This is a genomic window from Psychrobacter sp. CR212, assembly GCF_059693765.1.
On the sequence record NZ_JCATIF010000003.1, the window covers coordinates 1 to 26,053 of the forward strand.

At 44.1% G+C, this 26,053-nt stretch carries 20 protein-coding genes and 4 tRNA genes; 10 read left to right on the forward strand and 14 right to left on the reverse strand.

Annotated features, from left to right (window positions below):
* From AC58CZ_RS07295 to AC58CZ_RS07345, 11 genes are all read right to left on the reverse strand, one after another.
* Positions 1–527, reverse strand: a 527-nt coding sequence (locus AC58CZ_RS07295) for a GTP-binding protein (RefSeq protein ID WP_497413145.1), incomplete at its 3' end; no start/stop codon positions are given.
* Positions 528–842: 315 nt separating this feature from the next.
* On the reverse strand, positions 843–1,160 hold the full coding sequence (locus AC58CZ_RS07300) for a DUF6122 family protein (RefSeq protein ID WP_071002261.1): 318 nt from the start codon (positions 1,158–1,160) through the stop codon (positions 843–845).
* A 211-nt stretch (positions 1,161–1,371) separates the two neighbouring features.
* Positions 1,372–1,446: transfer RNA gene (locus AC58CZ_RS07305), tRNA-Thr, on the reverse strand.
* A gap of 103 nt (positions 1,447–1,549) precedes the next feature.
* Positions 1,550–1,623, reverse strand: a tRNA-Gly gene (locus tag AC58CZ_RS07310).
* Between the two features lie 85 nt (positions 1,624–1,708).
* Positions 1,709–1,792, reverse strand: a tRNA-Tyr gene (locus AC58CZ_RS07315).
* 67 nt (positions 1,793–1,859) lie between these two features.
* Positions 1,860–1,935: transfer RNA gene (locus tag AC58CZ_RS07320), tRNA-Thr, on the reverse strand.
* Positions 1,936–2,129: 194 nt separating this feature from the next.
* On the reverse strand, positions 2,130–3,626 hold the full coding sequence (trpE, locus tag AC58CZ_RS07325; RefSeq protein WP_494224127.1) for an anthranilate synthase component I: 1,497 nt from the start codon (positions 3,624–3,626) through the stop codon (positions 2,130–2,132).
* 237 nt (positions 3,627–3,863) lie between these two features.
* Positions 3,864–5,060 carry an FHA domain-containing protein gene (locus AC58CZ_RS07330; RefSeq protein WP_494224126.1) on the reverse strand — a complete coding sequence of 399 codons (1,197 nt, stop codon included), beginning with the start codon at positions 5,058–5,060 and terminating at the stop codon, positions 3,864–3,866.
* Between the two features lie 116 nt (positions 5,061–5,176).
* Positions 5,177–6,031, reverse strand: coding sequence for a DUF3298 domain-containing protein (locus AC58CZ_RS07335; RefSeq protein WP_494224125.1), 855 nt, complete (start codon positions 6,029–6,031; stop codon positions 5,177–5,179).
* A 217-nt stretch (positions 6,032–6,248) separates the two neighbouring features.
* On the reverse strand, positions 6,249–7,844 hold the full coding sequence (locus tag AC58CZ_RS07340; RefSeq protein WP_494224124.1) for a peptide chain release factor 3: 1,596 nt from the start codon (positions 7,842–7,844) through the stop codon (positions 6,249–6,251).
* A gap of 181 nt (positions 7,845–8,025) precedes the next feature.
* Entirely contained in the window at positions 8,026–8,928 is a 903-nt protein-coding gene (locus AC58CZ_RS07345; RefSeq protein ID WP_494224123.1) for a hypothetical protein, read from the reverse strand.
* 138 nt (positions 8,929–9,066) lie between these two features.
* Between AC58CZ_RS07345 and AC58CZ_RS07350 the strand changes: the two genes are divergently transcribed.
* The 4 genes from AC58CZ_RS07350 to AC58CZ_RS07365 all read left to right on the forward strand — a co-directional run bounded on the left by AC58CZ_RS07350 (position 9,067) and on the right by AC58CZ_RS07365 (position 14,101).
* Entirely contained in the window at positions 9,067–9,480 is a 414-nt protein-coding gene (locus AC58CZ_RS07350; protein ID WP_071002265.1) for an organic hydroperoxide resistance protein, read from the forward strand.
* 314 nt (positions 9,481–9,794) lie between these two features.
* Positions 9,795–12,683 (forward strand): DNA polymerase I, encoded by a 2,889-nt coding sequence (gene polA / locus AC58CZ_RS07355; protein WP_494224136.1) that lies wholly within the window; start codon positions 9,795–9,797, stop codon positions 12,681–12,683.
* A gap of 265 nt (positions 12,684–12,948) precedes the next feature.
* Positions 12,949–13,485, forward strand: coding sequence for a hypothetical protein (locus AC58CZ_RS07360; RefSeq protein ID WP_494224122.1), 537 nt, complete (start codon positions 12,949–12,951; stop codon positions 13,483–13,485).
* Between the two features lie 265 nt (positions 13,486–13,750).
* On the forward strand, positions 13,751–14,101 hold the full coding sequence (locus tag AC58CZ_RS07365; protein ID WP_494224121.1) for a hypothetical protein: 351 nt from the start codon (positions 13,751–13,753) through the stop codon (positions 14,099–14,101).
* Positions 14,102–14,216: 115 nt separating this feature from the next.
* Here AC58CZ_RS07365 and hemH read toward each other — a convergent pair whose 3' ends face one another.
* Positions 14,217–15,236 (reverse strand): ferrochelatase, encoded by a 1,020-nt coding sequence (hemH, locus tag AC58CZ_RS07370; protein ID WP_494224120.1) that lies wholly within the window; start codon positions 15,234–15,236, stop codon positions 14,217–14,219.
* A gap of 457 nt (positions 15,237–15,693) precedes the next feature.
* Between hemH and metX the strand changes: the two genes are divergently transcribed.
* From metX to trhO, 4 genes are all read left to right on the forward strand, one after another.
* Entirely contained in the window at positions 15,694–17,046 is a 1,353-nt protein-coding gene (gene metX, locus AC58CZ_RS07375) for a homoserine O-acetyltransferase MetX (protein WP_075107846.1), read from the forward strand.
* Positions 17,043–17,660 carry a methionine biosynthesis protein MetW gene (gene metW, locus AC58CZ_RS07380; protein WP_075107829.1) on the forward strand — a complete coding sequence of 206 codons (618 nt, stop codon included), beginning with the start codon at positions 17,043–17,045 and terminating at the stop codon, positions 17,658–17,660. Before metX ends, metW begins: the two co-directional genes overlap by 4 nt.
* Before the next feature lie 400 nt (positions 17,661–18,060).
* On the forward strand, positions 18,061–18,642 hold the full coding sequence (locus tag AC58CZ_RS07385; RefSeq protein WP_201600408.1) for a tetratricopeptide repeat protein: 582 nt from the start codon (positions 18,061–18,063) through the stop codon (positions 18,640–18,642).
* Between the two features lie 252 nt (positions 18,643–18,894).
* Positions 18,895–19,968 carry an oxygen-dependent tRNA uridine(34) hydroxylase TrhO gene (trhO, locus tag AC58CZ_RS07390; RefSeq protein WP_494224119.1) on the forward strand — a complete coding sequence of 358 codons (1,074 nt, stop codon included), beginning with the start codon at positions 18,895–18,897 and terminating at the stop codon, positions 19,966–19,968.
* A gap of 89 nt (positions 19,969–20,057) precedes the next feature.
* Here trhO and serA read toward each other — a convergent pair whose 3' ends face one another.
* Entirely contained in the window at positions 20,058–21,284 is a 1,227-nt protein-coding gene (gene serA / locus AC58CZ_RS07395) for a phosphoglycerate dehydrogenase (protein WP_494224118.1), read from the reverse strand.
* A gap of 335 nt (positions 21,285–21,619) precedes the next feature.
* Here serA and AC58CZ_RS07400 point away from each other — a divergent pair, with 335 nt between their 5' ends.
* A complete protein-coding gene (locus AC58CZ_RS07400; RefSeq protein WP_494224117.1) occupies positions 21,620–23,062 on the forward strand; it encodes a D-2-hydroxyglutarate dehydrogenase in 1,443 nt (480 codons plus the stop codon).
* Between the two features lie 116 nt (positions 23,063–23,178).
* On the opposite strand, the gene AC58CZ_RS07405 is transcribed toward AC58CZ_RS07400, so the two are convergent.
* Complete coding sequence (locus tag AC58CZ_RS07405; RefSeq protein ID WP_494224116.1) at positions 23,179–23,808, reverse strand: BLUF domain-containing protein; 630 nt, start codon at positions 23,806–23,808, stop codon at positions 23,179–23,181.
* 534 nt (positions 23,809–24,342) lie between these two features.
* Between AC58CZ_RS07405 and AC58CZ_RS07410 the strand changes: the two genes are divergently transcribed.
* Positions 24,343–25,980, forward strand: a complete 1,638-nt coding sequence (locus AC58CZ_RS07410; RefSeq protein ID WP_223334891.1) for a carbon-nitrogen hydrolase family protein — start codon at positions 24,343–24,345, stop codon at positions 25,978–25,980.
* The last annotated feature ends 73 nt before the right edge of the window (positions 25,981–26,053 follow it).

The following is a 26,053-nucleotide window of genomic DNA, read 5'->3' on the forward strand; positions in this document are numbered from 1 at the left end:
GTAGCAGAACCGTGGATGATTGGGGTGTCATCACCTGGGAAGTCATAGTCGTTCAATAGTTCACGAACTTCCATTTCTACTAGTTCTAGTAGTTCTTCGTCATCTACCATGTCACATTTGTTCATGAATACGATGATGTATGGTACGCCAACCTGACGTGACAACAAGATGTGCTCACGAGTCTGTGGCATTGGGCCGTCAGTTGCTGATACAACTAAGATTGCGCCGTCCATCTGAGCGGCACCGGTGATCATGTTTTTAACATAATCGGCGTGACCTGGGCAATCTACGTGTGCGTAGTGACGTGTGTCTGTGTCATATTCTACGTGTGAGGTGTTGATGGTGATACCACGTGCTTTTTCTTCTGGTGCTGAGTCAATAGACGCGTAGTCTTTTGCTTCGCCACCAGAGGTGATTGCAGCTACGGTTGCGATTGCAGCGGTAAGGGTGGTTTTACCATGGTCAACGTGTCCGATGGTACCGACGTTGACGTGTGGCTTGCTACGTTCAAACTTGGCCTTTGCCATGGGTATTTCCTCTTTTTTTTGGTNCTTGGCCTTTGCCATGGGTATTTCCTCTTTTTTTTGGTGAATGATCAATAAAAAGCTGTTTAATGGCTCATAATAAAACTAACTCATCATAAACCTAGCTATCAACCGCACGAACCACTGCTTCTTATCAAACAGCACTTCGAACTAATTTTTGTATCCGTTATTATACGCCGACTTATCCTCAATAGTCATACATCTCTTGCTCGAAACCTATTTTTCTATTATCTAAAGAGGTCTTAAATATGCTACTGCTTATAACCGTTTAACGGCTCGATGTGCAAAGCTATTATATCAGCTAGATGACATCATCAAGCAATCCGTAAAATCCGTTAACATATGAAAAAGCAATCCAATTCCAATGATGTTAAAAGGCTTACGAAAAAAGAGCAAAGCAACATATACCAGCATCGCATAATACGTATGTAGCGGATGAAAATTAATGCTACATCTATTAGCCTGAAAGATCGGGTCTGCTACTAAGTGATCCAAATCAACTAACATAGTCGCAAGCAATATCAGATATGCTTTTTTCCACTCTTTCTTAAAAAATACAACTGCGATAACGAGAGGGAAACCAAAATGCAAAAAGTAATGTATAAACGTTTGCATACTCGTTTACCAGTTTTAATTCTGTTGATATCGAATCATCAAAAGCAATGTTTATTAATATGCTGACAGCACTAAAAGGCAACACCTCAGTGTCACCTTTAAATCGTTACCTGTCGTACTAATTTTATATGTTTCAATATTTTATATTTTCGATATCGACGCAAAGCTATATATAAATAGCAAAACAAGCATAGAGGATTTACATAATAAATGGAGCTCATATCGAGAATTGAACTCGAGACCTCTCCCTTACCAAGGGAGTGCTCTACCGCTGAGCTATATGAGCGTATAGTGTAAACCTTTGAGCTGCACTAAAAAAAATATCACGATACAGTAGTAATAACTGATGTCGTGATGAATAATTAATAGGCTTTGCGATGGTGTATATATGGAGCGGGTGGCGGGAATCGAACCCGCGTCATTAGCTTGGAAGGCTAAGGTGTTACCATTATACCACACCCGCATTTACTCTGATCTTAATAACTCTAGCTGAGAGTTAGAAACTATATAGAGCATGCTTGGCGCTATAACAAACTTTTAAAAAAATATGGTGGTGGGAGAAGGATTCGAACCTTCGAAGCTTTCGCGACAGATTTACAGTCTGTTGGGTTTGACCGCTCCCCAATCCCACCTAAGGGTGCTTTGAACAAAAATGACTCTCATTTAAGACAAATTCATAAAAAGCTACTTTAAAAGAGATGGTGCCGACTGCCGGGATCGAACTGGCGACCTACTGATTACAAGTCAGTTGCTCTACCAACTGAGCTAAGTCGGCTTGTTCTCTCTAAAGTGGTGGCTATTCTATCAAATATTTTGAGATGCGCAAGCCCTTTTTTATCTTTTTTTTTATTATTTTAATAATAATATTCAAGCTACTGATTACGTTGTTATTTTTTTGATAGAAAAATAACAACGTAATTACTCTTCTGATCTATTGTGATTATATGCGCTGCATAGCTGGCTATATAACTAGCGAATGCGTAGTCCATTACAGGCCATTTTTACCGCTTTGACCAACGCCAATGCTTTTTTATTGGTTTCATCCCACTCCGCTTCTGGCACAGAATCAGCAACAACACCTGCGCCTGCTTGGATATGGATTTCACCGCGGCGCATCACTGCTGTACGAATAGCAATGGCGGTATCCATATTGCCATTCCAACCTAGATAGCCCACTGAACCACCAAATACTGTCCGACGTACTGGCTCTATCTCATCAATGATTTGCATCGCGCGAATCTTGGGCGCGCCTGATAGTGTACCCGCTGGAAACGTGGCACAAAATACATCTAGCGCGTCTTTATCAGACCTTATCATACCCTCCACATTGGACGCGATGTGCATGACTTGTGAGTAGCGCTCAATAAACATCTTTTCTGTAACTTTGACACTGCCATATTCACAAACACGGCCGATATCATTGCGACCCAAATCAATAAGCATTAAGTGCTCGGCAGTCTCTTTTTCATCATTGAGCAGCTCTTGTTCAAGTGCCAGATCCTCCGCTTCATTCTGACCACGCTTGCGCGTCCCTGCTAGTGGCCGTACGGTGACTTTGCCGTTTTCGATACGGGACAGGATTTCAGGAGAAGCGCCAATGATATCAAAGCGTTTGTGATCATCAAGCGTATAGCCATGCACCAAAAACAGATACGGCGATGGATTTAGATAGCGTAATGCACGATAGACGGCTAGAGAGTCGCCTGTGTAATCTGCCGTCAACCGCTGTGCTGGAACCACCTGCATGACGTCGCCTGCTGCGATATAGTCTTTTATTTTCTTAACGTCGCTGCAGTACTTTTCCATACCGGTTTGCGAGATAAATTTTGGTGTGGGCATCACTGGCGCGGACAAATTGGACGGTTCTGCCAACTTCTCTTCGATTTTTTCCAACTCACGGATAGCTAAGCTGTAGCCCTCCTCGGTTTGACAGTCAGCATAGACGATGATCGATAAGGTATTTTCTAAATTATCAAAAACAATGACACTCATCGAAAGCATCAGCCACATATCTGGCATCGACATCGGATTGGGTGCGTCAGATTGGCCCACACTAGGCTCAATGATACGTACCATGTCGTAACCAAAGTAACCGACTAGGCCGCCGCTAAAACTTGGCATGGTGGGCACATCTTCAGCAGTCGGCATCTGATACTGCGCCATCAGCTGACGGATATAATCAAAAGGATTCTCTACTGCTGCTGTATCGATATGATCGTTCCGCTTGGTAGTCATATTGCCATCAGCGTACTGTAAAATAAGATCACTACCCAAGCCGATCATCGAGTATCTTGCCCAGCGCTCACCGCCTACCACAGACTCAAACAAATATGCAGAGCCGTTTAAATCACGTACTTTGGAAAACACAGACACTGGCGTCTGTGCATCCATCAAACGTTTTTTGACTAAGGGTGCATGACTAAAACCCCGATCTTTAAACGCTTGATATTCTTGGAAAGTCATCATAGTAACGCTCTCTTAGCAGCAGAATGGCAAAAAATAAAACAGTGGACTGAACCATAAAATATAGCGCCAACACCGTATTTGAATGTTAGCGCTATAAAAAGCAGTTTGTCTGAATGACGATTCATACAGCAGTTAAGTTCAGGCCTCAACCCCCATAAACTAACTGAGGTAACGGACTGCTTATCAATCAGGATAGCTATGGATAAACGCTCGTATTCAAACTACGGATAGATGTCACTACATGACGCCCATGTTAAATAGCCATAATGCCAAGCCAATAATCAAAATGGCAGCAAATACCCATATAAACCAACCACCGCTAGATTTTTTCTCTACTTGTCCTGTATGAGCTGGATTACTGATTTCTTGATCCATCGCGTTGTTGCCTTGGGTGCCAAGATCATGAGCCTGCCCTAAATTTGCCGTACCCGAAAACTGCGCGGTCGCTGCTTGCTTGGCTTTTAAAACCTCAGGATCGGCTTCTTCTTGTAATTCAGTCTTTGTCGTTTTGTCGTGCTCTTCACTTACTACTGGTTTTTCATTTACTACAGGTTCTTCACTTACTGTTGGCTGCGATACTGATGGTTCATCATCAGTAGATACTGTTGGGGTCAACGGCTCTGCAGTCGTCACAGCTTCTGACTCCGTTACAGTTGACTCAGTCGCCGCTGATACAGGCGTTTCAGATACAGACGTCTCAGATACTGGCTCTGACTCTTCTGGTGCTGTTTCAATCGATGCAGGCGTAGCACTTTGTGCAGCCGACAAGACATCCTCAATACCTGTCTCTTTAACTACTGGCTCTTGAGGCGCTGGTTCAGCCACTTCCGCTCTGTCAACTACAGGCGCACTTGCTAAATCTACTACGGTGTCTGAAGAAGTAGTATCGACAGATGGACTCTGTGCATCCTCTGCAGCGGGTAAAATCTCTTCAATATTCGTTTGCTTTACGATTGGCTCGCTGACGATATGCTCTTCGATGATATATTCATCATGCAAATTCTCAGTAGTTTCTGCTGGGGCAGTCTCATCACTGACACTACTTACTGTATCGTCCGTTATGACTGGCTCTAGTGTCCCATCTGCTGTAGCAGCGACAGGCGCTTGTACCTGAAAGCTAAAGCTTGCAAATCCAAGCGTGTCGTCAGCTTGTAATTGATTGGATTCGTTGCCCGCGATACGTTGATCATTGATAAAGGTACCGTTAGAAGAGTCTAAGTCTTTTACGTATAACTGACCATCAAGTATGCTTAGAATGGCATGATTGCGAGATACTTGCTTGCTGCCGAGTACCACGTCATTATCACTGCCGCGACCAACAGACAAGCTATCCTCGACTGTCAGTGTCAGATCGCCCAGCGCCTCTGTTAATGCATTTAATTGCCATGTGCTGGCTTGTGCTGCCGTGCTCACACTATCTGTATTAACCGTCATCTTGTTACTCCTTATTTTTTCTATTAATTTTCAAACGATTTTAAGCAAATTACTATCAATTTTTATTCACTGACCACTCTATGATAGAGAGCGTAATTAGTGGTCATGTGCTTGATCTATTTTGGTATAAAGTGAGGCTTGATGACCTTATCAAGCTGGCTATACGGAATGCTCAATACCGGCATACCGTAGGCGTATGGACCGATAGAATAGTGCTGATAACGAATGTTAATCCCTGTCTCTGTCAAGGTCACATTGTCGCTCAACATAAACGGCCAGCTTTTCTCATAGCTACTGACATCATCAGCGACGGTCTTCACCCATGCTTTATACGCATCATGCGCGAGTGCTTCAAAACGAGGCTTTTTGCCTTTGATTAGCATGTCATCAAGAGTGACTTGTTTTTTGGTGGTCAGATTAAACGTTAGATACTCGCTATAAGGCATGCCGTGTGCACCACCAGTAAAGACGTAGGAGTTGATTTCAAACAGCTCAAAGTTATTAACATGACCCAAGTAATCAGGCGTCACCATCAAGCTATAAGCCCAAGAAACCTCTTCAGGCATATCTTGAAACTGCGATGTCGCAAATTCATTAATCGCAGCCGTGACGTCTTTCTGACTGCTTTTCGTCTTAATAGGTGCTGACTCAGTGGGTTTGCTATTAACGACCAAATTATCGATACGTGCGTTGACGGTGTTGTCTATCCAGCTGTGATTGCTTTTGAGATATTTGACTTCAATTTCTGGGCAATTATCACGCTCAGTACATATCTTTTGAATTTTTTCTGGTAACTGATAATCGAGATACTCTGTTGAGCTGATAAGGCTACCTGCATTTGCGGACAGACTAGCGGCACCCATCAGTAAACCGCTTGCTAAGAGACCAATTCGCCGTGTACGCCCTACTCCGCCTAAAGAAATATGCGTCAGTGTGAACCTATTAAGATGAGATTGAACCATAGCTTTCATGCATCCTCTTTTATAAATATAAAATGTTGTAATACATTTTACCGTAACAATGACGCTGTATTGTAGGAACACTGTTTGTGTTTTTGGAGTGTTGCTAATCACTCAAAACCTCTCTTGACTTATTTGCCGCATAAATAACGGACAATAAAAAAGACACGGCTAGCGTGTCTTAATCAATGAACAATACAGTGATACGGTATATTTGATACAAATAATTTTAATGCTCACGCGTGCTGCTAAAGGTGATCTCTGGATAACGATCTTGCATCAATTGTAAGTTGACCCGTGATGGCGCAAGATAAGTCAGATAACCACCACCATCGATTGATAACTGGTCATGGGCTTTTTTCTTGAACTTTGCCAAAGCCACGTCATCATCGCAGTGAATCCAGCGTACAGTGGCAATCGATACTGGCTCAAAGGTACATTGCACTTTGTATTCTTCTTTGAGGCGATGCGCGACCACTTCAAACTGTAGCACCCCAACCGCGCCCAAGACCAAATCATTGTTAATCTGCGGCATAAATACCTGCGTGGCACCCTCTTCGCTTAATTGCTGTAGTCCTTTTTGTAATGCTTTAGATTTGAGCGGATCTTTTAGTACCACGCGGCGGAACAATTCAGGAGCAAAATGAGGAATACCGGTAAAGCTCAGCTCCTCACCTTCAGTGAAGCTATCACCGATAGAGATCGTTCCGTGGTTGTGTAAACCAATGATATCGCCCGGATAGGCTTCTTCTAGCGCCTCGCGGTCACCTGCCAAGAATGTCAAGGCATCAGCGATACGAACGTCTTTACCCAGACGCACGTGCTTCATTTTCATGCCCTTCTCGTACTTGCCAGAGCACACGCGCAAGAAGGCGATGCGGTCACGGTGACGCGGATCCATATTTGCCTGGATCTTAAAAACAAAACCTGTGAAATCGGTCTCGGTTGCTGATACTTTACGCTCAGTCGTTGGATGGGCTTTTGGTGGCGGCGCGTATTTGACCAAGGTATCGAGTACCATGTTGACACCAAAGTTACCCAATGCCGTGCCAAATAAAACTGGCGTCATCTCACCTGCCAAAAATGCGTCAACACTGAACTCTTCTAGCGCCATCTGTACCAGCTCGAGTGACTCCTCAAAAGCATCAAACATCAATTGCCCGAGACGCTCGCGTATATCAGGATAATCATAGCCTTCGCGTGTCTCAGAGACGGTCATCTTGCCGCCATTGCCTTTCTCGTAAAGATAGGTTTTGTTTTCTGCAAGGTGATACACTCCAACAAAATCCTGTCCCATACCAATCGGCCACGTGACGGGCACGCATTGAATCTTTAGTACCGCTTCGATTTCACTAAGCAGCTCAAGCGGCTCACGAATCTGGCGATCGAGCTTGTTAACGAACGAAATGATTGGCGTATCGCGCATGCGACAAACTTCCATCAGCTTGATAGTTCGTTCTTCGACACCTTTTGCGCCATCGACCATCATCAGTGCGCTATCCACGGCAGTCAACGTACGATAGGTATCTTCACTAAAGTCGGCGTGACCTGGGGTGTCTAATAGGTTGACCATGTGGTCTTTGTATGGGAACTGCATGACAGAGGTGGTGATTGAGATACCACGCTCTTGCTCCATACTCATCCAATCTGAGGTGGCATGGCGATCGGTCTTACGGCCTTTGACTTCGCCTACGACCTGAATCGCTTGTCCCCATAACAACAGCTTTTCAGTCATGGTGGTTTTACCAGCATCGGGATGCGAGATAATGGCAAAGGTGCGGCGCTTGGCCACTTCTTTGTTGAGTTTTTTTGGATCTACGCTCATAGTTTTCAGCTTCAACAGTTGTGTCATTTAGAAGTCAATCTAAATAAATAGAATCAATAATGAGCGTATTGTAGCCGATTTCGCGTTAGGGTGCAGAGTTCACGCACAAAAAACACGCTCTACCAATTAGATAGGGCGTGTGAATAAGCCTTTTTGGCTTGGTGATAGCGATGGCTCAAGATCAATAATAACGCTTGATTTGCTCAGTTATAAAGTCTGCGGCCACCTCGTTCACAAGCGTACAATCCACCACGCCAAAACGGCTATCTATATTCGGATCGGTGCTACCTTTGGCAACATAATTTGCCTCATAAATATCCTTACCATACTCCACACCACTATATTCATAGGCAGGTTGATTTTTGTATTCAAAGAACATCACTTGCGCCGCTTTTTGCTTATTTGCTATACCAACACCAAACTGAGAGGTTCTATGATCTCTGTCGTCACTAAAGCGTTGCTTGGCAGCGTCAATCCATTTTCCTATTGAGGTATATCCTGTCTTATTTCTCTCATTAAATGCCAAAAACGAGCGCTCGCTTGTCACGACTGGAATGTAACAAACGGAGCCTTCAGGGAAGGCAACATTAGAGGGGATATTAGAGTAATTGCTCAAATCAGTGAGAATACCTCGGCGGTCTTCGATATTCTTGCCAGCACTATAACTACGAGTCGTTAGACCTGACAAGTCCAGTGTTTGATAGGTAGTTTCGTAGCCTAGTTTGTTATTACTGTTTTTTTCATAGATAGGGCGTTTGACCGTGCGACCATTGACTTCGATGTCTTTGTTTTCGAGTCGACCTTCGAAATTATCTGCCAGTACCGTTCTGTCTAAATCATTTAGGCTCTGGTTGCTATAACTGTTGATGAGATTGGTGGTTTTGATCTCGCGTGCGCCTGTACGATAGGTCTCATCGATGCGCGCAACGGCAGTATCGTTGGCCTTACTATCGTAACTATTGGCAAAACTCGTCAGCGTAATATTGTCGCTATCAGAACCATAACTGGCGTCATCTACTTCGCAGCCTATTAAAGTAAGCATTGTCCAGAAGAAAACAACAGATATCGCAACCATTCTATTCATCGAACAATGTCCTTATGATTTACAAAGTTGTCGTAAATATTTACTACTGACTCACTGAGCTGTTTTAATGATTTGTTATCCTAGGTTGGTTATTTGGCTTTACCACGAAAATCTAAAAACCAAAACAAAGGATGTGTTATGAAAACTTTATATTCAACCAAAGCGACTGTTACTGGCGGCCGTGCAGGTTCAGCAAGCTTAAGTGACAATGACCTGACTATAAACATGGTACCACCAGGCTCTGGAAAAGAGGGCAATAACCCAGAACAACTATTTGCCATGGGATACAGTGCCTGCTTTGATGGCGCCCTTGCAGCTGTTAAGCAAATGGAAAAAGCAAAGTTTGATTCAACCACTTCAATTGAAGTAGATTTGCTTCAAGGCGAAGGCCATGACTATAAACTGGCTGCTAAAATTCATGTCATTGGTGAAAATACAGAATTGTCAGCTGACGAGTTTCAACAGTTGGTCGAGAAAGCGCACCAAGTGTGCCCATATTCTAAAGCCACACGCGGCAACATCGATGTTGAAGTCACCTCAGAAGTAAAGTAACGCATTATGAGACTCATTATCAATGATTAATTAAGAAAGTAGTTAATTAAAAATACGTTAATTATAGAAGAACTCAGCTGGTCTGGGTTCTTTTTTTGTTTGAAATTTTGGTGAAAAAATAAAACCGCTAGAACATCTCGTAACGGTTAAGCAGTTCGGCACGCACTGTTTTTATCGTTATAATAAAAGGCATATTTTTATCTAATAGCTGATAAGTGACTTTTATGACTGATAATATAGCTGACAATACCGCCGATAACGACCACAACTCCCATCAAGCACTCGATCCTAAAAACTTACCGAATTTTGACGACATGCCTAACGTCGCGCTGATGGATACCAGTCACGTAGACAAAGATCAGCCGCCTTTTATTTTGGTTGACGGCTCGTATTATTTGTTTCGCACCTATCATGCCCTCCCAAAGACCATGCAAAACTCGCAGGGTCTAATCACCAATGCGATTCGCGGTACCTTGAATGCGCTGCTAAAACTGATGCGTCGTTATCACCCTACTCATATGGCCGTCTGCTTCGATACCAAGTCACCGACTTTTCGCCATCATATGTCGCCTGACTATAAGGCCGCTCGTCCGCCTATCGATATAGAACTGGTAGAGCAAATTCCTTATATTCATCGTTTGGTCAGCGCCTTGGGTATTCCGCTATTACGTATTGAGGGTGCAGAGGCCGATGATATCATCGGTACACTTGCCTATCGTGCCGTCGAGCAAGGTCACCATGTGGTCATCTCAACGGGTGATAAAGACATGATGCAGTTGGTTAATGATTGCGTCATCTTAGAAGACAGCTTTACTGGTAAAGTCACGGATACACCAGCGGTAATCGATAAGTTTGGTATTAACCCAAACCAAATGATTGATTTCTTAACGCTCATGGGCGACAGCTCTGATGGGATCAAAGGCGTGCCAGGTATCGGTAAGAAAACTGCCAAAGACTTGTTGGTTGAGTATGGTGACATCGACAACATGCTCAAGCACATTGGCTTTATCAAAGGCCGCGGCGCAAAAGGTTTGATCGAACACGCCGATGATATTCCTTTTAACAGAAAGCTTGCTACCATCGTCACCAATTTGGAAATCGGCCAAGATTGGAATGATCTCAAAATCAACACCGATCCTTGTGCGCATATAGAGGAGCTTCGCGCCCTATATACCGAGCTTGAGTTTAGAAATGAGCTGGCATCTCTTGATCATCCAAACCATCCTGCGAATGGCGCGCCAAGTGTCGCTGACAGCCAAGCAGACGCTGAGTCACAAGCGCAAGTTGCCAAATCGCTGCAATCGACCCATATTGATAATATGACGGGCAGTAACCATCAGGATAAAGCGTGGCATACTGTGCTCGACGAGCCTGCGTTTGATAGCTTGGTCGAATTATTAGAAGCAGCTCAGCACTTTGTTATCGATACCGAAACTACCAGCGTTCATTGGCGCGAGGCGCAAATCGTCGGTCTATCTTTTGCTGTACAAGCTCACGAGGCCTATTATATCCCGCTCACCCACCGCTTAGAAGGTGATGAGCTAACAGCGAGACAACTCGACCGCGATACCGTACTGGCGCGCTTAAAGCCTGTGTTAGAAAATCCTAATATCGGTAAAATCGGACAGCATCTAAAGTACGATGCGCATATCCTTGCTCACTATGATATCGACCTAGTCGGTGCGATACATGAGCAGCCAAATAACTGGGCGATGGATACCATGCTTGCCAGCTACGTTATCAATGCGGCAGCGACTCGACACGGTATGGACGATTTGGCACGCCATTATCTGCAAACGCAGACGATTAGCTTTGAAGAAGTCGCAGGCAAAGGCGCGAAGCAAGTCACCTTTGACCAAGTGGCTATCGATATTGCGAGTGACTATGCTTGTGAAGACGCTGATATTACTTATCAGTTATTTGACGTGTTCAGCGTTGAGCTGGCAAATGATACCAATAATGCCAAATTGCTAAACGAGCTAGAGATTCCAACGGCAGAGATACTTTGCCAAATGGAAGCAAACGGCATTCTCATCAAACGCTCTTTCTTAAACGAGCTATCAAAACGCTTTGATGAAGAGATTATCGCACTAGAAAAACGGGCTTATGAAGTTGCTGGTGAAGAGTTCAACTTAGGCTCACCGAAGCAGCTTGGCGAGATGCTGTTTGAAAAGCTGGGCGTGCCGGGCGGTAAAAAAACCAAGTCTGGTCAATACTCGACTGGTGAAGCGGTTCTATCAAAAATCGATCACCCGCTAGTCGATATTACCTTAGAGTATCGCGGGTTATCTAAGCTCAAAAGCACCTATACCGATGCACTAGATAATGTTGCAGATGCTGAGACCGACCGCGTGCATACCAGCTATCATCAGGCTCTGACCAGTACTGGCCGTCTGTCATCAACTGATCCTAACTTACAAAATATTCCCATTCGTACGGCGACGGGCCGCCTGATTCGCCAAGCCTTTATCGCCCCAGAAGGTCGCGTGATCTTGGCCGCGGATTATTCACAAATCGAACTTCGTCTCATGGCGCATTTCTCAGGTGATAAGCACTTGACGCACGCTTTTAACGAAGGGTTAGATATTCATGCCGCCACTGCTGCTGAAGTGCTTGGCAAGGACGTTACGGACGTTACCTCAACTGAACGTCGTAATGCCAAAGCCATTAACTTTGGACTGCTATACGGGATGAGTGCCTTTGGACTTGCCAAGCAGCTACAGATGAGCCGCGGTGAAGCGCAAGACTATATCGATATGTACTTTGAGCGCTATCCGGGTGTCAAAAACTATATGTTCAACACCCGTGCCAGCGCGTACGAGCAAGGCTATGTCGAGACGATATTAGGCCGTAAACTCTATACCCCTGATATCAATCATAGCAATCGTATGGTCAAGCAAGGCGCTGAGCGCGCCGCAATCAACGCGCCTCTACAGGGTTCCGCTGCTGATTTGATTAAGCTTGCCATGATTGCCGTTGATAAGGTATTGCCGAAAGATCAAGCCAAAATGCTGCTGCAAGTCCATGATGAACTGGTGTTTGAAGTGGATGCCGATAAAGTAGACGCGGTTAGCCAACTGATTACCGATGCCATGCAAGATGTCTTGACGACTACGGCCGTAGATAAAGGCTGGCATGTCGACTTTGCAGTGCCACTACTAGTTGAGACTGATAGCGGTCAAAACTGGGATGAGGCGCATTAATCATTGATTTGGTCAACTTAGAACGCTAGTGAGCTTAAAGATATTATGGGTTATGATGGGTTTTGAAACCCACTGTATCATCTATATAAACAACCACTTATGACTACTTGGTTATATTCTATGACGTTATTATTACCATATTGGGTTATAATAGCGTTATAGTAAATTATGCATATTTCGTTAGATGTTTTTCGGTTTAGAGTGAGCCTACGGGCTCACTTTTTTGTTTTTGACACATTTTTTTGATACGCAGGAGCCAGTTATTTTGAGTTCAGATGGCATTATTGAAATCCCTGGTATGATCTTGCTATTTGTCTGTTTGCTGCGTTGCACACAGTACATGATACAAAGTCATATCAATCACATTCAGGCCTTTTGGTTGGCAGCCGTACTTGTATTTTTTACCGTCATTCGTCGCGAGCTAAACTATCTACCAGATTTGTTGGTTCCGAGCGATTTCTCGTTTTTAAATCACTCTTATGATTGGTGGGAAGACAGTGTGCTGACCGTTATCTATCTCGTTGCGCTTGGCTTATTAGCTTATTCGAGGCACTACCTTTGGGCAGTGTTAAAGAACGTGCCGGTCTCGCTCTACCTCATGGTTACCGCGCTGGCAATCATTCAATATATGGGCGAGAACGCCATTATGTTCCCGCATACATTTGGTGAAGTTGTCGAAGAGTTGGCTGAGACTGTCATCTATGGTATTGCCTTGACGTATTTATGGCGATTCAAACTGGCTGATTATGAATCATGTCTTGTGCAGAAATTAAACTATGAGCTCAAACACGCTGATAATTAAAATTATAGTCACGATACTATTAATGACGTAGTAACAAAGATCTTTTAAGCAATTTTATGAAAACTCACGGCTGCTCAATATGAGTAGCCGTTTTGCATTTTGGCAATCGCCTTACATTTTTTGAACATCCTGTCACACCTTACTACTAGTGAAAATCCCAATAACCGTACAAACTTATGGACAGATTATCAATGTCGCTATAAGCAACGCTTTTATAAGCCCTTACAATGACTTTACTGCTAATAATTACAACAAGGAATGACTGATGGAAAACACAAAGAATCCACTACCAGAAGAGATGGATCATATCGATGGCAATCGCCGCGACAATAATGACAGCACTGACAATCAAGACAACCAGTTGGTCGATTTAGACAATCCGATGTTGCACACTATCGACGACGATGATGTGATTGACAACAATGCAGGGTTTGATAACTCAGAAGTCGGTAGTGATGCTACCCAAGGATTAACGCCTATGCATCGTCAAAACCTTGATGAGTCGCGTGTGGATGAAGTTTTGGTTCAAGACAATCTTGATGACAATGATTATCCAGATACAATGGATATTGCTGATAGAGATGCCGCAGAGCGTAGTAATGACGATGATTTTTAGAAATTAGCACCGCGGTTGATATAGCCCTTTAGAGCGAAAAAGCACGCTTAATATCGTTAAGCGTGCTTTTTTATGACTTGTCATTTCACTGATAGTAATAGATATTTTCAGCTGATTAAACCCATCCATCAAGTGTGCCAGCCCAGCCTTTTACAAGAGGCAAGCTCAACGCTTCGAGCAATTCAATGTGTGTCTCATCGAGGTTTAGCGCAGGAATATAGTGATACTCTTGCCCGCCTGCCTCCAGAAAATTATCGCGGTTTTCAATGGCCAACTCCTCTAGCGTCTCAAGACAATCCGCTGAGAATGCAGGGCTAATCACTTGTACTGAGCGCACACCAGATTTGCCCCAATCTTCTAATACCACATCAGTATACGGCTTTACCCATTCTTGCTTACCAAAGCGTGACTGGAAGCTGATGATCCACTCGTCGTCTTTTAGACCAAGTGCATGTGCCACTTGCGCAGCGGTACACTTGCAACGCTTAGGATACGGGTCGCCTTTATCAGCGTAGGGCTGCGGGATACCGTGAAAGCTAAACATTAATTTTTCGGGCTTACCATGCTTCTCTTGGAAACGGCGTATCGAGTTAGCCAATGCCTGAATATATAGTGGATGCGCAAAGTAATCTTTGACGATGGTATAGTTTGGCAAGTTACGTTGCTTAAGTGTCCACTTCGTCAGCGCATCATATACCGCGCCACCTGAAGAAGCTGAGTATTGCGGAAACAAAGGTAAGATGACAAAGTGATCCACCCCTTCTCCACGCAACGCATCCATGACATCAGGCAGTCCAGGATTTCCATAGCTCATCGCAGGATGTACAGAGACGCGAAATGGCGCTACGCTATTTGCCAAACGCGGCTCTAGTAGCTCAACTTGGCTTTTTAGTATTTTACGAATCGGCGAATCTCCTTCCCAGATACTCGCGTAAGCCTTTGCCACGCGCTTAGGACGACTTGGCAGGACAAACAAATTCAAGATAATTGCCCACAAAAACTTGGGAATCTCAATCACTCGCGGATCTGACAAAAACTGTTTGAGATAGCGACGTACGGCGGGTGCCGTCGGCTCATCTGGTGTACCAAGGTTGACTAACAGGACAGCAATACGTGGAGGCAATTCAGGTTTCATAGCAGCACTATTTATCAGCAGTAAGTTATTATAGGCGATGTCACAACATGAGGTGCAGTGTAAGATGCAGGATTGTTAAGACATCATTGAATAAACACCGCATTAGTGTAGCATTTTATCCATGAATCACGTATGGCAAAAGCGCACTTGTACAATTTGATACGCAGTTGCTAGTCTTCTATCATTTACCTTTTACTATTTAACGCGATAAAAACGGCGTTTAAAAGACCTGCTCGGCGGTTGTACTCCTACGCGCATCACCATACAATATACAAGCCCAGTTTATAAAAACCGTGTAAGTGAAGTAGTCTGTCAACACCTTCCTATTTTGCTCTTATTTTATTGATGATTGTTGTCTTGCGAGGTAGCTTTGAACGCACGCTCTGATAATACCAGTGACCAGTCCCCTAATTCTCAAACTCACGTAAACAGCTCAGCCAATACTGCTGCTGGATCTGTGGGTGTGGTTACGCCACAAAAATTCCATTTTGCCGAGCCATTGACCTTGGAATGTAACCGTACTCTGCCCTCGTTTGACTTGATGGTAGAGACTTACGGCACGCTCAATAGCGATAAATCAAATGCGATTTTGATTTGTCATGCGTTATCGGGCAATCATCATGCAGCTGGTTTTCATAGCGTTGATGACAAAAAAGCGGGCTGGTGGGACAATATGATTGGTCCGAACAAAGCCATCGATACCAATCGCTTTTATGTGGTGTGCGTCAACAATATCGGTAGCTGTTTTGGCTCAACAGGGCCAACAACTATTAATCCCAATAGCATTAGTTCGGATGACAGTATCGATTCAAGCGATAGCACTGCAAATAACAGTAATGAGCCACAAGTCTACGGCCCTGACTTTCCGCTTATCACGATTAAAGACTGGGTAAAAACCCAAGCCATGCTCTCAGATCGTCTGGGCATTGACGTATGGCATGCTATCGTTGGCGGCTCGATGGGCGGTATGCAAGCGCTGCAATGGTCTGTCGATTATCCAGACAGGCTAAAACGCTGTGTGGTGATTGCGAGTACACCGAAGCTATCTGCGCAAAATATTGCTTTTAACGAAGTCGCACGCCAATCGATATTGTCCGATCCTGATTTTAAGGATGGACGCTACATACAAGCTGGTACCTACCCTCGTCGCGGCCTGATATTAGCACGGATGGTTGGTCATATCACTTATTTGACTGATGACGCGATGAAAGCCAAGTTTGGTCGTGACTTAAAATCTGGCAAGTTTATGTATGGCTACGATGTCGAGTTTCAGGTTGAGAGCTATCTGCGCTATCAAGGTGAGCGCTTTAGTGAAAACTTTGATGCCAATACCTATCTACTTATGACCAAGGCATTAGATTATTTCGACCCGACACGTGACTACTCATCAGCGGTAGCAAAAGACAATACAGAGTCGGCCGTGCCATTAGAAAATTCTATCGCGGCGTCAGTCGAGTCTAGCAAAGCCAATGCGCAGAATGAGTTAGAAGATGCGGTAGCGACGATTGAAGACATTGAGTCTGATCGACAGCAAGAGCTTTCTGCGCTCAAAGCGGCATTCGCCCATACACAATGCCAGTACTTGGTTGTGTCATTCACCACCGATTGGCGCTTTGCACCAGAACGCTCGCAAGAAATTGTCGATGCGCTGATGGCTACTGGCAAACCTGTTAGCTATATTAATATTGATGCGCCGCATGGCCATGACTCTTTTTTATTTGATATTCCTCGCTACATGGGTGCTGTTAGAGGATTTTTGACAGCGCCATTTATTAACCCTAGCCGCCCAGCCACAGGAGAGCGCTCATGAGAATGGATCACCAACTGGCAGAGCGCTGGATCGCACCGCAAGCACATGTACTTGATTTGGGCTGCGGTAATGGCGAGCTGCTCGCGCACTTACAGCAGAAGTTAGGCGTCACTGGATACGGGCTTGAAATTGATGAAGACAAAATCAACGAAGCCATTGGCAACGGCTTGTCGATTGTTGAGCAAGACCTAAACGATGGCTTGGCACGCTTTGCCGATAACAGCTTTGATACCGTGGTCATGGCACGCGCGCTACAAGCGGTAAAATCCCCTGATGTGCTGCTGCTCGATATGCTACGCGTCGCCCGAGAGGCGATCATCACATTCCCTAACTTTGCCCATTGGCAAAACCGTCTTCATTTAGGACTCAAAGGGATGATGCCGGTGTCTGAGGCACTGCCTTATGAATGGTACAACACCCCCAATATTCATCTATGTACCTTTAAAGACTTTGAGCAACTGTGTGCGCAGCATGATATTCATATCGTTAATCGCTTTGCGGTAAGCGACTCTGATAAAGGTCATTCCCCACTGATGACAGCATTGATTAGGCAGGCACCCAATCTACTCGCCGATGTTGCCATCTATCGAGTGACAAAGAAAAAAACGAAGTAATGTCAGATATTTGATTTTTGCTTAGAAGGAAAAGTGACCGTTATTGCCGAACCTTTTATCTTAGCAAATTGTTAACTAATGATTGTCTTATAGTAACTCTATGATTTTACTGAGGACAATCAGGTATAAGCAGCTATTAAATCTTGTAATTAGTATTTGAGTTTCGTAAGTTTGGGTGTTAAGCTAGCAAAATGTTGTCAGTTACCCCACTATTACGACCGTTTGTCTAATCAGTTGGGCTAAATCGATGATACAAAATTAAAAACTCTATTGCTGATGATTAGGTAAGTTCATATCGCAAGATGTCACCTAATTGTTATCGCCGCCTAACTGTCTTTAGCGAGACAATGTTTAGCGGTACAATTTTCTTGCGTATTAACTGCCTAATTTTGGAGCTGCTATGAAACTATTAAAAGCCGCATTGTTTACTGCCTTATTTTCTTGTGCTGGTTTGGCCAATGCTGAGTTAATATCAAACGTACCGCTTGATACCTCACGTTTTGAGCTGATGCCTGTGAGCGAGCTGTCTAGTCGTGCTGCCCAAGGTAACGATCATGCTCAGTTTTATCTAGCCAAGCGCTTGCAAAAAGGCGAAGGTATTGCACAAAATACTCAACAAGCAATCCAGTGGTACACCAAAGCCGCTCAACAAGGGGTTGCCCCTGCTCAGTTGAACCTTGCTATCATGTACTTACGCGGTGAAGGCGTACAGCCTAACTTGCAGCAAGCGCGTCTTTGGCTAGAAAAAGCCGCGATGCGTGGCGACAACCGTGCCAGTTATACACTTGCATTGTTAGATGAAAAACAAAAAAATCTGGTTGATGCCTATAAATGGTACGACTTAGCTGCCCGTGATGGCATGCTCGATGAAAAAGTTCGTAACAAGGCGCGTGGTAAAATCGGCCAATTGGCATTGAACTTATCCAGTGCAGATATCGCTAGTGCCCGCAACAAAGCAGATACTTGGTTTCAGAGTAAGTGAACCAAACGCTTACGCAGTGAATATAAAAAAGCTCAGTATTTTACTGGGCTTTTTTGTTTTTTGTCGTGTAGAAAAATCGCTGACTTTTTTCTTTAGTCTCAAGCGACATATTTTAAGCTATTCAAAACCCTGCCAAAATTTGCTACACTAAGCGCGCATTCATCAATTCCACAATTATGTTAATGTTATTAAATTATCAAATACTTTAAACCCAACGCACTAGGTTTGCGACCTAGCCAGCAGGAGAAAGACATGAGCACCACTCAAGATAGTAATATCAAAGAAACAGTGATAACTGACAATCAATCAGCCCCCGCCTACGATAGCGTTACTAATAATATCGTCGTCGCCGCACTTTATAAATTCACACGCTTTACTGACTTTGAACAGTATCGCGAGCCAATTTTAAATACGATGTTAGATAACGATGTCAAAGGCACATTGTTGCTTGCAAGCGAAGGCATTAACGGTACGATTTCTGGTACGCGTCAGGGTATTGATACCATCCTTGACTACCTACGCAATATCGAAGCGATTGGTACGTTTACTTTCAAAGAGTCTTATACCGATGCGCAGCCTTTTTATCGCACTAAGGTAAAGCTAAAAAAAGAAATCGTTACCATGGGCGTAGAAAACATCGACCCACTACAGTCGGTCGGTCGCTATGTAAAACCTAGCGAATGGAACGCACTGATCTCAGATCCTGAAGTGACTCTCATCGATACACGTAATGATTACGAAGTGCAAATCGGTACGTTCCAAAATGCCGTCAATCCAAACACTGAGACCTTCCGCGAGTTTCCAGAATACGTATCAAAAGAGCTGGATCCAACCAAGCATAAAAAAGTCGCCATGTTCTGTACAGGTGGTATCCGCTGCGAGAAGTCGACTGCCTATCTACGCGAACAAGGATTTGAAGAAGTTTATCATTTAGAAGGTGGCATTTTAAAATACCTAGAAGAAGTCCCAGCCAGTGACTCTATGTGGCAAGGTGATTGCTTTGTGTTTGACAACCGTGTATCGGTCAATCACAACTTAGAAAAAGGTAATTATGAGCAGTGTTTTGCTTGCCGTATGCCGATCACTAGCGATGACATGCAAAGCCCGGCCTATATCAAAGGCGAATCCTGCCCACACTGTATCGACAAAGCGACCGATGAGCAAAAAGCGCGTTTCCGTGAGCGTGAGCATCAAATGCAGCTAGCGAAAAAGCGCGGTGAAGCTCATATTGGTAGTGACATGATGGATGTCATAGAAAAACGCAAAGCGGCCAAAACTGAAGCACGTCGTCTAGCAGATGAAGGCAATAAAGATAAAGCAAACTAAGCTTAGCATTAGTACAATAAAAAAGAAGTAAAAAAAGAGAGGCTCTAATGAATAGAGCCTCTCCTTTTTATATCAGCTATTCGTACCAATTAAAATAAGATACGTACGCGGATAGTCTCTTCTACATCTTTTAATTGATCGAGTGCTGCGGTCGAATCGTTGTAGTCAACATCCATCACGAGATAACCAACATCCCCTTCTGTCATCAGGCTCTGAGCTAGGATGTTAATTCCCGCTTCAGCAAACAGACGGTTGATCTGAGACAGTACGCCTGGGACGTTTTTGTGAATGTGTAACAGACGATGCGAGTTTTCTTTGAACGGGATAGAGACTTCTGGGAAGTTCACCGCCGTCGCCGTATCACCTTGGTCAGAGTATCTAACAAACTTATCAGCGACTTCAAGGCCGATATTAGCTTGCGCTTCTTGCGTTGACCCACCGATATGCGGCGTCAAAATCACATTATCAAACTTACGTAGTGGTGATTCAAACTCTTCGTCAGCTGACTTTGGCTCTTTTGGGAACACATCGATAGCCGCGCCCAACACTTTACCAGACTCAAGCGCATCCGCCAGATCATCAATCTCGACACACGTACCGCGAGCCGCATTAATAAAGTAGCTGCCCTCTTTCATTTGAGCGAACTGCTCAGCTTTCATCATATAGCGCGTACTTGGCACATCAGGCACATGTAATGTCACGATATCAGCGGTTGAGAGCAGCTCTTCTAGACTGCCTACTTGTACCGCATTACCTAGAGGCAGTTTGGTCACGACATCATGATAGATGACTTTCATGCCAAAGCTTTCTGCGAGCACAGACAACTGCGAGCCGATAGAGCCGTAACCGACGATACCGATAGTCTTGCCACGCACTTCGTGTGAATTGGTCGCAGACTTACCCCAGCCGCCGCGATGTACGGTTGCATTTTTTTCAGGAATACCGCGGTACAGCATAATCGCTTCAGCCAATACTAGCTCAGCCACCGAACGGGTGTTCGAAAATGGCGCGTTAAAGACAGGAATACCCAAATCACGAGCCGCATCGAGATCGACTTGGTTGGTACCAATACAAAAGCACCCAATGCCGATAAGCTTATGCGCATGCTCAAGTACTTCACGCGTCAACTGAGTACGCGAACGAATACCGATAAAATGGGCATCTTTGATCTTTTCGATCAGCTCATCTTTGTCTAACGCGTGACTGATATTCTCGATGTTGTGATAACCAGCACCTTCCAATACTTTTAGGGCATTGTCATGTAGACCTTCAAGCAATAAAAACCGGATTTTGTCTTTTTGTAGTGATAACGCCATATGAGAACTGTCCTATAATTGTTTTATAAGATTAACTGTTGGATAATCTGTGATGGATGAAACGAAAACAGTCCAGATATCTTACACAAAATTTGACGCCGATGTTAGCAGATTAGATGAATTATTGATTATCAAGCCTGAAAAATTTTTATGCTATAGTGAATCATTCGGTTTGAAATCAAACAAACCACTTTTTATTATTTGTCTCATTTTTTATTTAGAAACTATCACCCACTTATTGCCATCACGAGCCGACTCCTCACTGAATTTATCGCCATTTCGCTATATAATAAGTAGCTCCAACATCATGCTTACGCCAATATTGAGATTTGACCATGACGCTAACTACCGATCAGCCCACATCCCAAACCCATACCAACGCTGTGCAGACTATCCTAAGCTCACTGACTGACATTCATCAATTCGACCCCAGCCAAATAAAGACCGACGCCGAAAGCTTAGAGCACTGGGGCAAAGACTGGACCAAGCACTTCGCCCCCGCTGCCGCTGCCATCGTCTTTCCAAAGACCACCGAACAAGTACAAGCCATCGTCCTACTGGCTAATGAGCATAACGTCGTCCTCACTCCTAGTGGTGGTCGTACCGGACTCTCAGCAGGCGCGGTTGCTGCCAATGGCGAGATCGTCGTCAGTATGGATAAAATGAACCAGATTGGCCAGTTCTATCCAGCGGACCGCATGGTCGAGATTGAAGCGGGCGTTGTCACCGAACAGCTACAACAGTTTGCCGAATCAAAAAATCTCTACTATCCTGTCGACTTTGCCTCAGCAGGCTCTAGTCAAATGGGTGGCAATATTGGTACCAATGCTGGCGGCATCAAAGTCATCCGCTACGGCATGACCCGTCAATGGATTATGGGCTTAACCGTCGTTACGGGTAAAGGGGATATCTTGCACCTCAACCGCGGCATGGTGAAAAACGCCACGGGTTACGACTTACGTCAACTGTTTATCGGGGCTGAGGGAACCTTAGGTCTTGTCACTCACGCACAAATCAAGCTTGAGCGTCAGCCACAAGACCTAAATGTCATGGTGCTGGGTATGGACAGCTTTAGTGACGTCATGAATGTGCTCTCTGCCTTTCAAGCCCAGATTGATTTGACCGCCTTTGAATTCTTTGACGAGGTGGCGATTGATAAGCTGATGGCACATGGTCAAGTACAAGAGCCGTTTGAGTCACGTACCAAGTTTTATACGCTATTAGAGTTTGAAGCGCCCTACGAGCCGATCATGGAAAAAGCCATGGCCATCTTTGAGCAGTGTATGGAAGAAGGCTGGGTTGTTGATGGGGTGATGAGCCAGAGCTTATCGCAAGCCGCTGAGCTGTGGAAGCTACGCGAGTATATCTCAGAGACCATCTCGGTGTTTACTCCTTATAAGAACGATGTGTCCGTGCTGATCAGTCATGTGCCTGAGTTTATCGCAGAGATTGATGCGATTGTGAGCAGTAACTATCCTGACTTTGAGGTGTGCTGGTTTGGTCACATTGGCGATGGCAATTTGCACTTGAATATCTTAAAGCCTGAGAACATGAGCAAGGATGATTTCTTTGCCGAGTGTCAGGTAGTGAATAAACACGTTTTTGAGACAGTGCAGAAGTATGGTGGATCAGTCTCTGCTGAGCATGGGGTGGGTATGACCAAGAAGCCGTATCTGCACTATAGCCGTAGTGAGACTGAGATCGATTACTTGCGTGAGGTCAAAAAGGTGTTTGATCCTAATAATATTATGAATCGTGGCAAGATTTTTGATATGTGATTGGTAGGCTAACGATTTATCTCAAAAAAAAGACGCTAAACCTAAAGGCTAGCGTCTTTTTTATGTTTGCAACTTTATATTTGGAAAACCCAAATTTACGTTTAACAAAACATGATTTATAGATATAACAGTACCAGCGCCACAACTAGCAAGACACTCAAAAACCCTTGAATAATCAAAAATGCTTGATGCGGTGCCGCGATATGGCGGAACATATTGCCTAGCGCATTGTAAGTAATGCCCGCTGCTTTGATATGTGGTGGGGTATCGAAATTTTTGATAATTTGCAAAAATTGCTCAGTACGATCAGGTGACCAGCCGTGCGGTGCAAACGGTAAAAATGGTGAAAGCTGCGCAGCTTGTTCTTTGGTGGCAGGCGACCAAAGCCAGCGCTCCAAAAACAGCAGACGCATACGCCAGTCTGAGAAGCTGCGATGATTAATCTCTTGTAGTAAAAGTACTTCGATATTTTTGTGACGATTATCAGCAAAGATACGTTCTTGTAGCGCAAAGACATGTCTTTTTTCGCCTTCGATACACTGCAAAAACTGACCATTGCCATAACATAATGTACCAGTAATACCATGCTGCTCATTATAATCGCGAGCATGGGCCTCTATATCCTCAAATATCGAGGTATTCAGGCGCGAACCGAGCGTTAGTGTACTGACATAGACCAATTGAACCAGTACTGACTCTTGTATTGCATCCCATTGCTTGATTCTATTGCTACGAGTTAAGGGCATAATAAAATAATCCTAAAAGCCGATAACGCTGGCCAAATGAAACAAGCAAGACGATACTATGCCTGAAGTAGATAAAGCTGCAGACTCACAAAAACGTAGCAAATAGTTACTACGTGAGACTATTATTACTTATATAGCTTGCTATCATAGCAAGCAAAATGAATGATACTGATAGATATTACTTAGATTTTATATTTAGATAATAAATAGCAAAACAGTCGCCGTTGTAAAGGCATTGGACAACCCTGTATTTCGTTATTAACAATCCAATAAAAAACCAAGTAATACGGCAGGCAATGATTACTAAGGTTTATTCCTCTATATCAGTCAGAATAAACCTCAAATAAACTGAGCAACATGGCATAAAATATTGCTATAACCCATTGTAAATAGGGTAATAATTATTGTAAAGGCTATATCTGACTACTGGAATATTCTTATTGGTTTTTTTTCATAAAAATTGACAAAATCGAGTGCTTAGGATCATTGCATTACGCATACTCAAATTTAGTAGAGATTTAATATAGGAATATCATGAGTAAAATCGAAAAAACAGATGACTTTCATCTCACGATCGCTGAGATCAAGAAAAAAGACTACCCCCAGTTAAAAGCCTTGATGGATCGCGTCTACGTCAACCTAGGCGGCGCGTGGTCAAAAAACACCATTCATACGCTCATAGACGCCTTTCCTGAAGGGCAGATTGCGCTGTTTGACCATGATCAATTAATTGGTATTGTACTGTCCATGCGTGTTGATTATGCCAAATTTTCTAACCCGCATACCTATGATGATTTGATCGGGCAAAAAGAAATCATTAGAGACAACCCTGAGGGTGATGCTATTTATGGTTTGGATGCGCTGATTGACCCTGATTATCGTGGCTACCGTCTCGGTCGCCGTCTCTATGACGCACGCAAAGAGCTGTGTCGTCAGCTCAACTTCCGCGCTATTTTGGCTGGTGGCCGCATTCCTAACTACCATAACCACCAAGACTTAAGCCCAGGCGAATATATTGACGCTGTTGAGAGCCGCGAAATTCACGACCCTGCATTGTCTTTTCAGTTGTCAAACGGGTTTATCGTCAAGCGTATCTTGACCGCTTACCTACCAGATGACAAACAATCGAAAGGGTTTGCCACCTTGCTTGAGTGGTCAAACATTTATTATGAGCCAAAAGATTATAAGCCCAATACGCGTAAATCTGAGGTGCGTATCGGTGGTATTCAGTGGCAGATGCGTGAGGTCGAGTCGCCAGAAGAACTGCTCCAGCAAGTGGAGTTCTTTGTCGATGTGATGGCCGATTATAACTCTGACTTTGCTTGTCTACCTGAGTTCTTTAATGCGCCGCTGATGGGCTTGTGCGAGTCTACTGACCAAAACATCGCCATTCGCTTTTTGGCCGATTACACCGAATGGTTTAAAAATGAAATTTCACATTTGGCCGTCAGTTACAACGTCAATGTCATTACAGGCTCTATGCCTTTATTAGACGAAGACGATACCTTGTACAATGTCAGTTATCTGTGCCGCCGTGATGGTACGGTTGAAGAGCAACGCAAAATTCATATCACCCCGCATGAGCGTAGCGCGTGGGTCATTGAAGGCGGCGATAAAGTACAGGTCTTTGACACCGATGCGGGGCGTATTGGTATTTTGGTCTGTTATGACGTTGAGTTCCCTGAACTTGCACGCCTGTTAGCACTTGATGATATGGATATTTTGTTCGTGCCTTTCTGGACAGATACCAAAAACGGCTATTTGCGTGTACGCCATTGTGCTCAAGCACGTGCCATTGAAAACGAATGCTATGTCATGATCTGCGGCTCGGTAGGTAACTTGCCACAAGTCGAAAGCTTGGATATTCAGTACGCACAGTCGTCTATCTTCTCACCGTCAGATTTTGCATTCCCACATGATGCCATCATGGCAGAGACCACGCCCAATACCGAGATGATTTTCTTCTCTGATGTCAACTTAGATAAGCTGACTCACGTGCGTCACGAAGGCTCAGTGCACAACCTGATCGACCGCCGTGATGACTTATTTAGTTTAAAATGGAAACGTAAATCCAAAGTTCCTGCAAGCAAATTAAGTGACGAAGAACGCCGCGAAAACTCAGGCAGTGTGCTTACTGGTGATCCATTGCAGAATCGTGCGCAAAAGCCATAATAACGTATCTGCTATAACTCCCTACTGACTTTTTAATCCAATAAACGGCTGCATCATCAGCCGTTTATTTTTA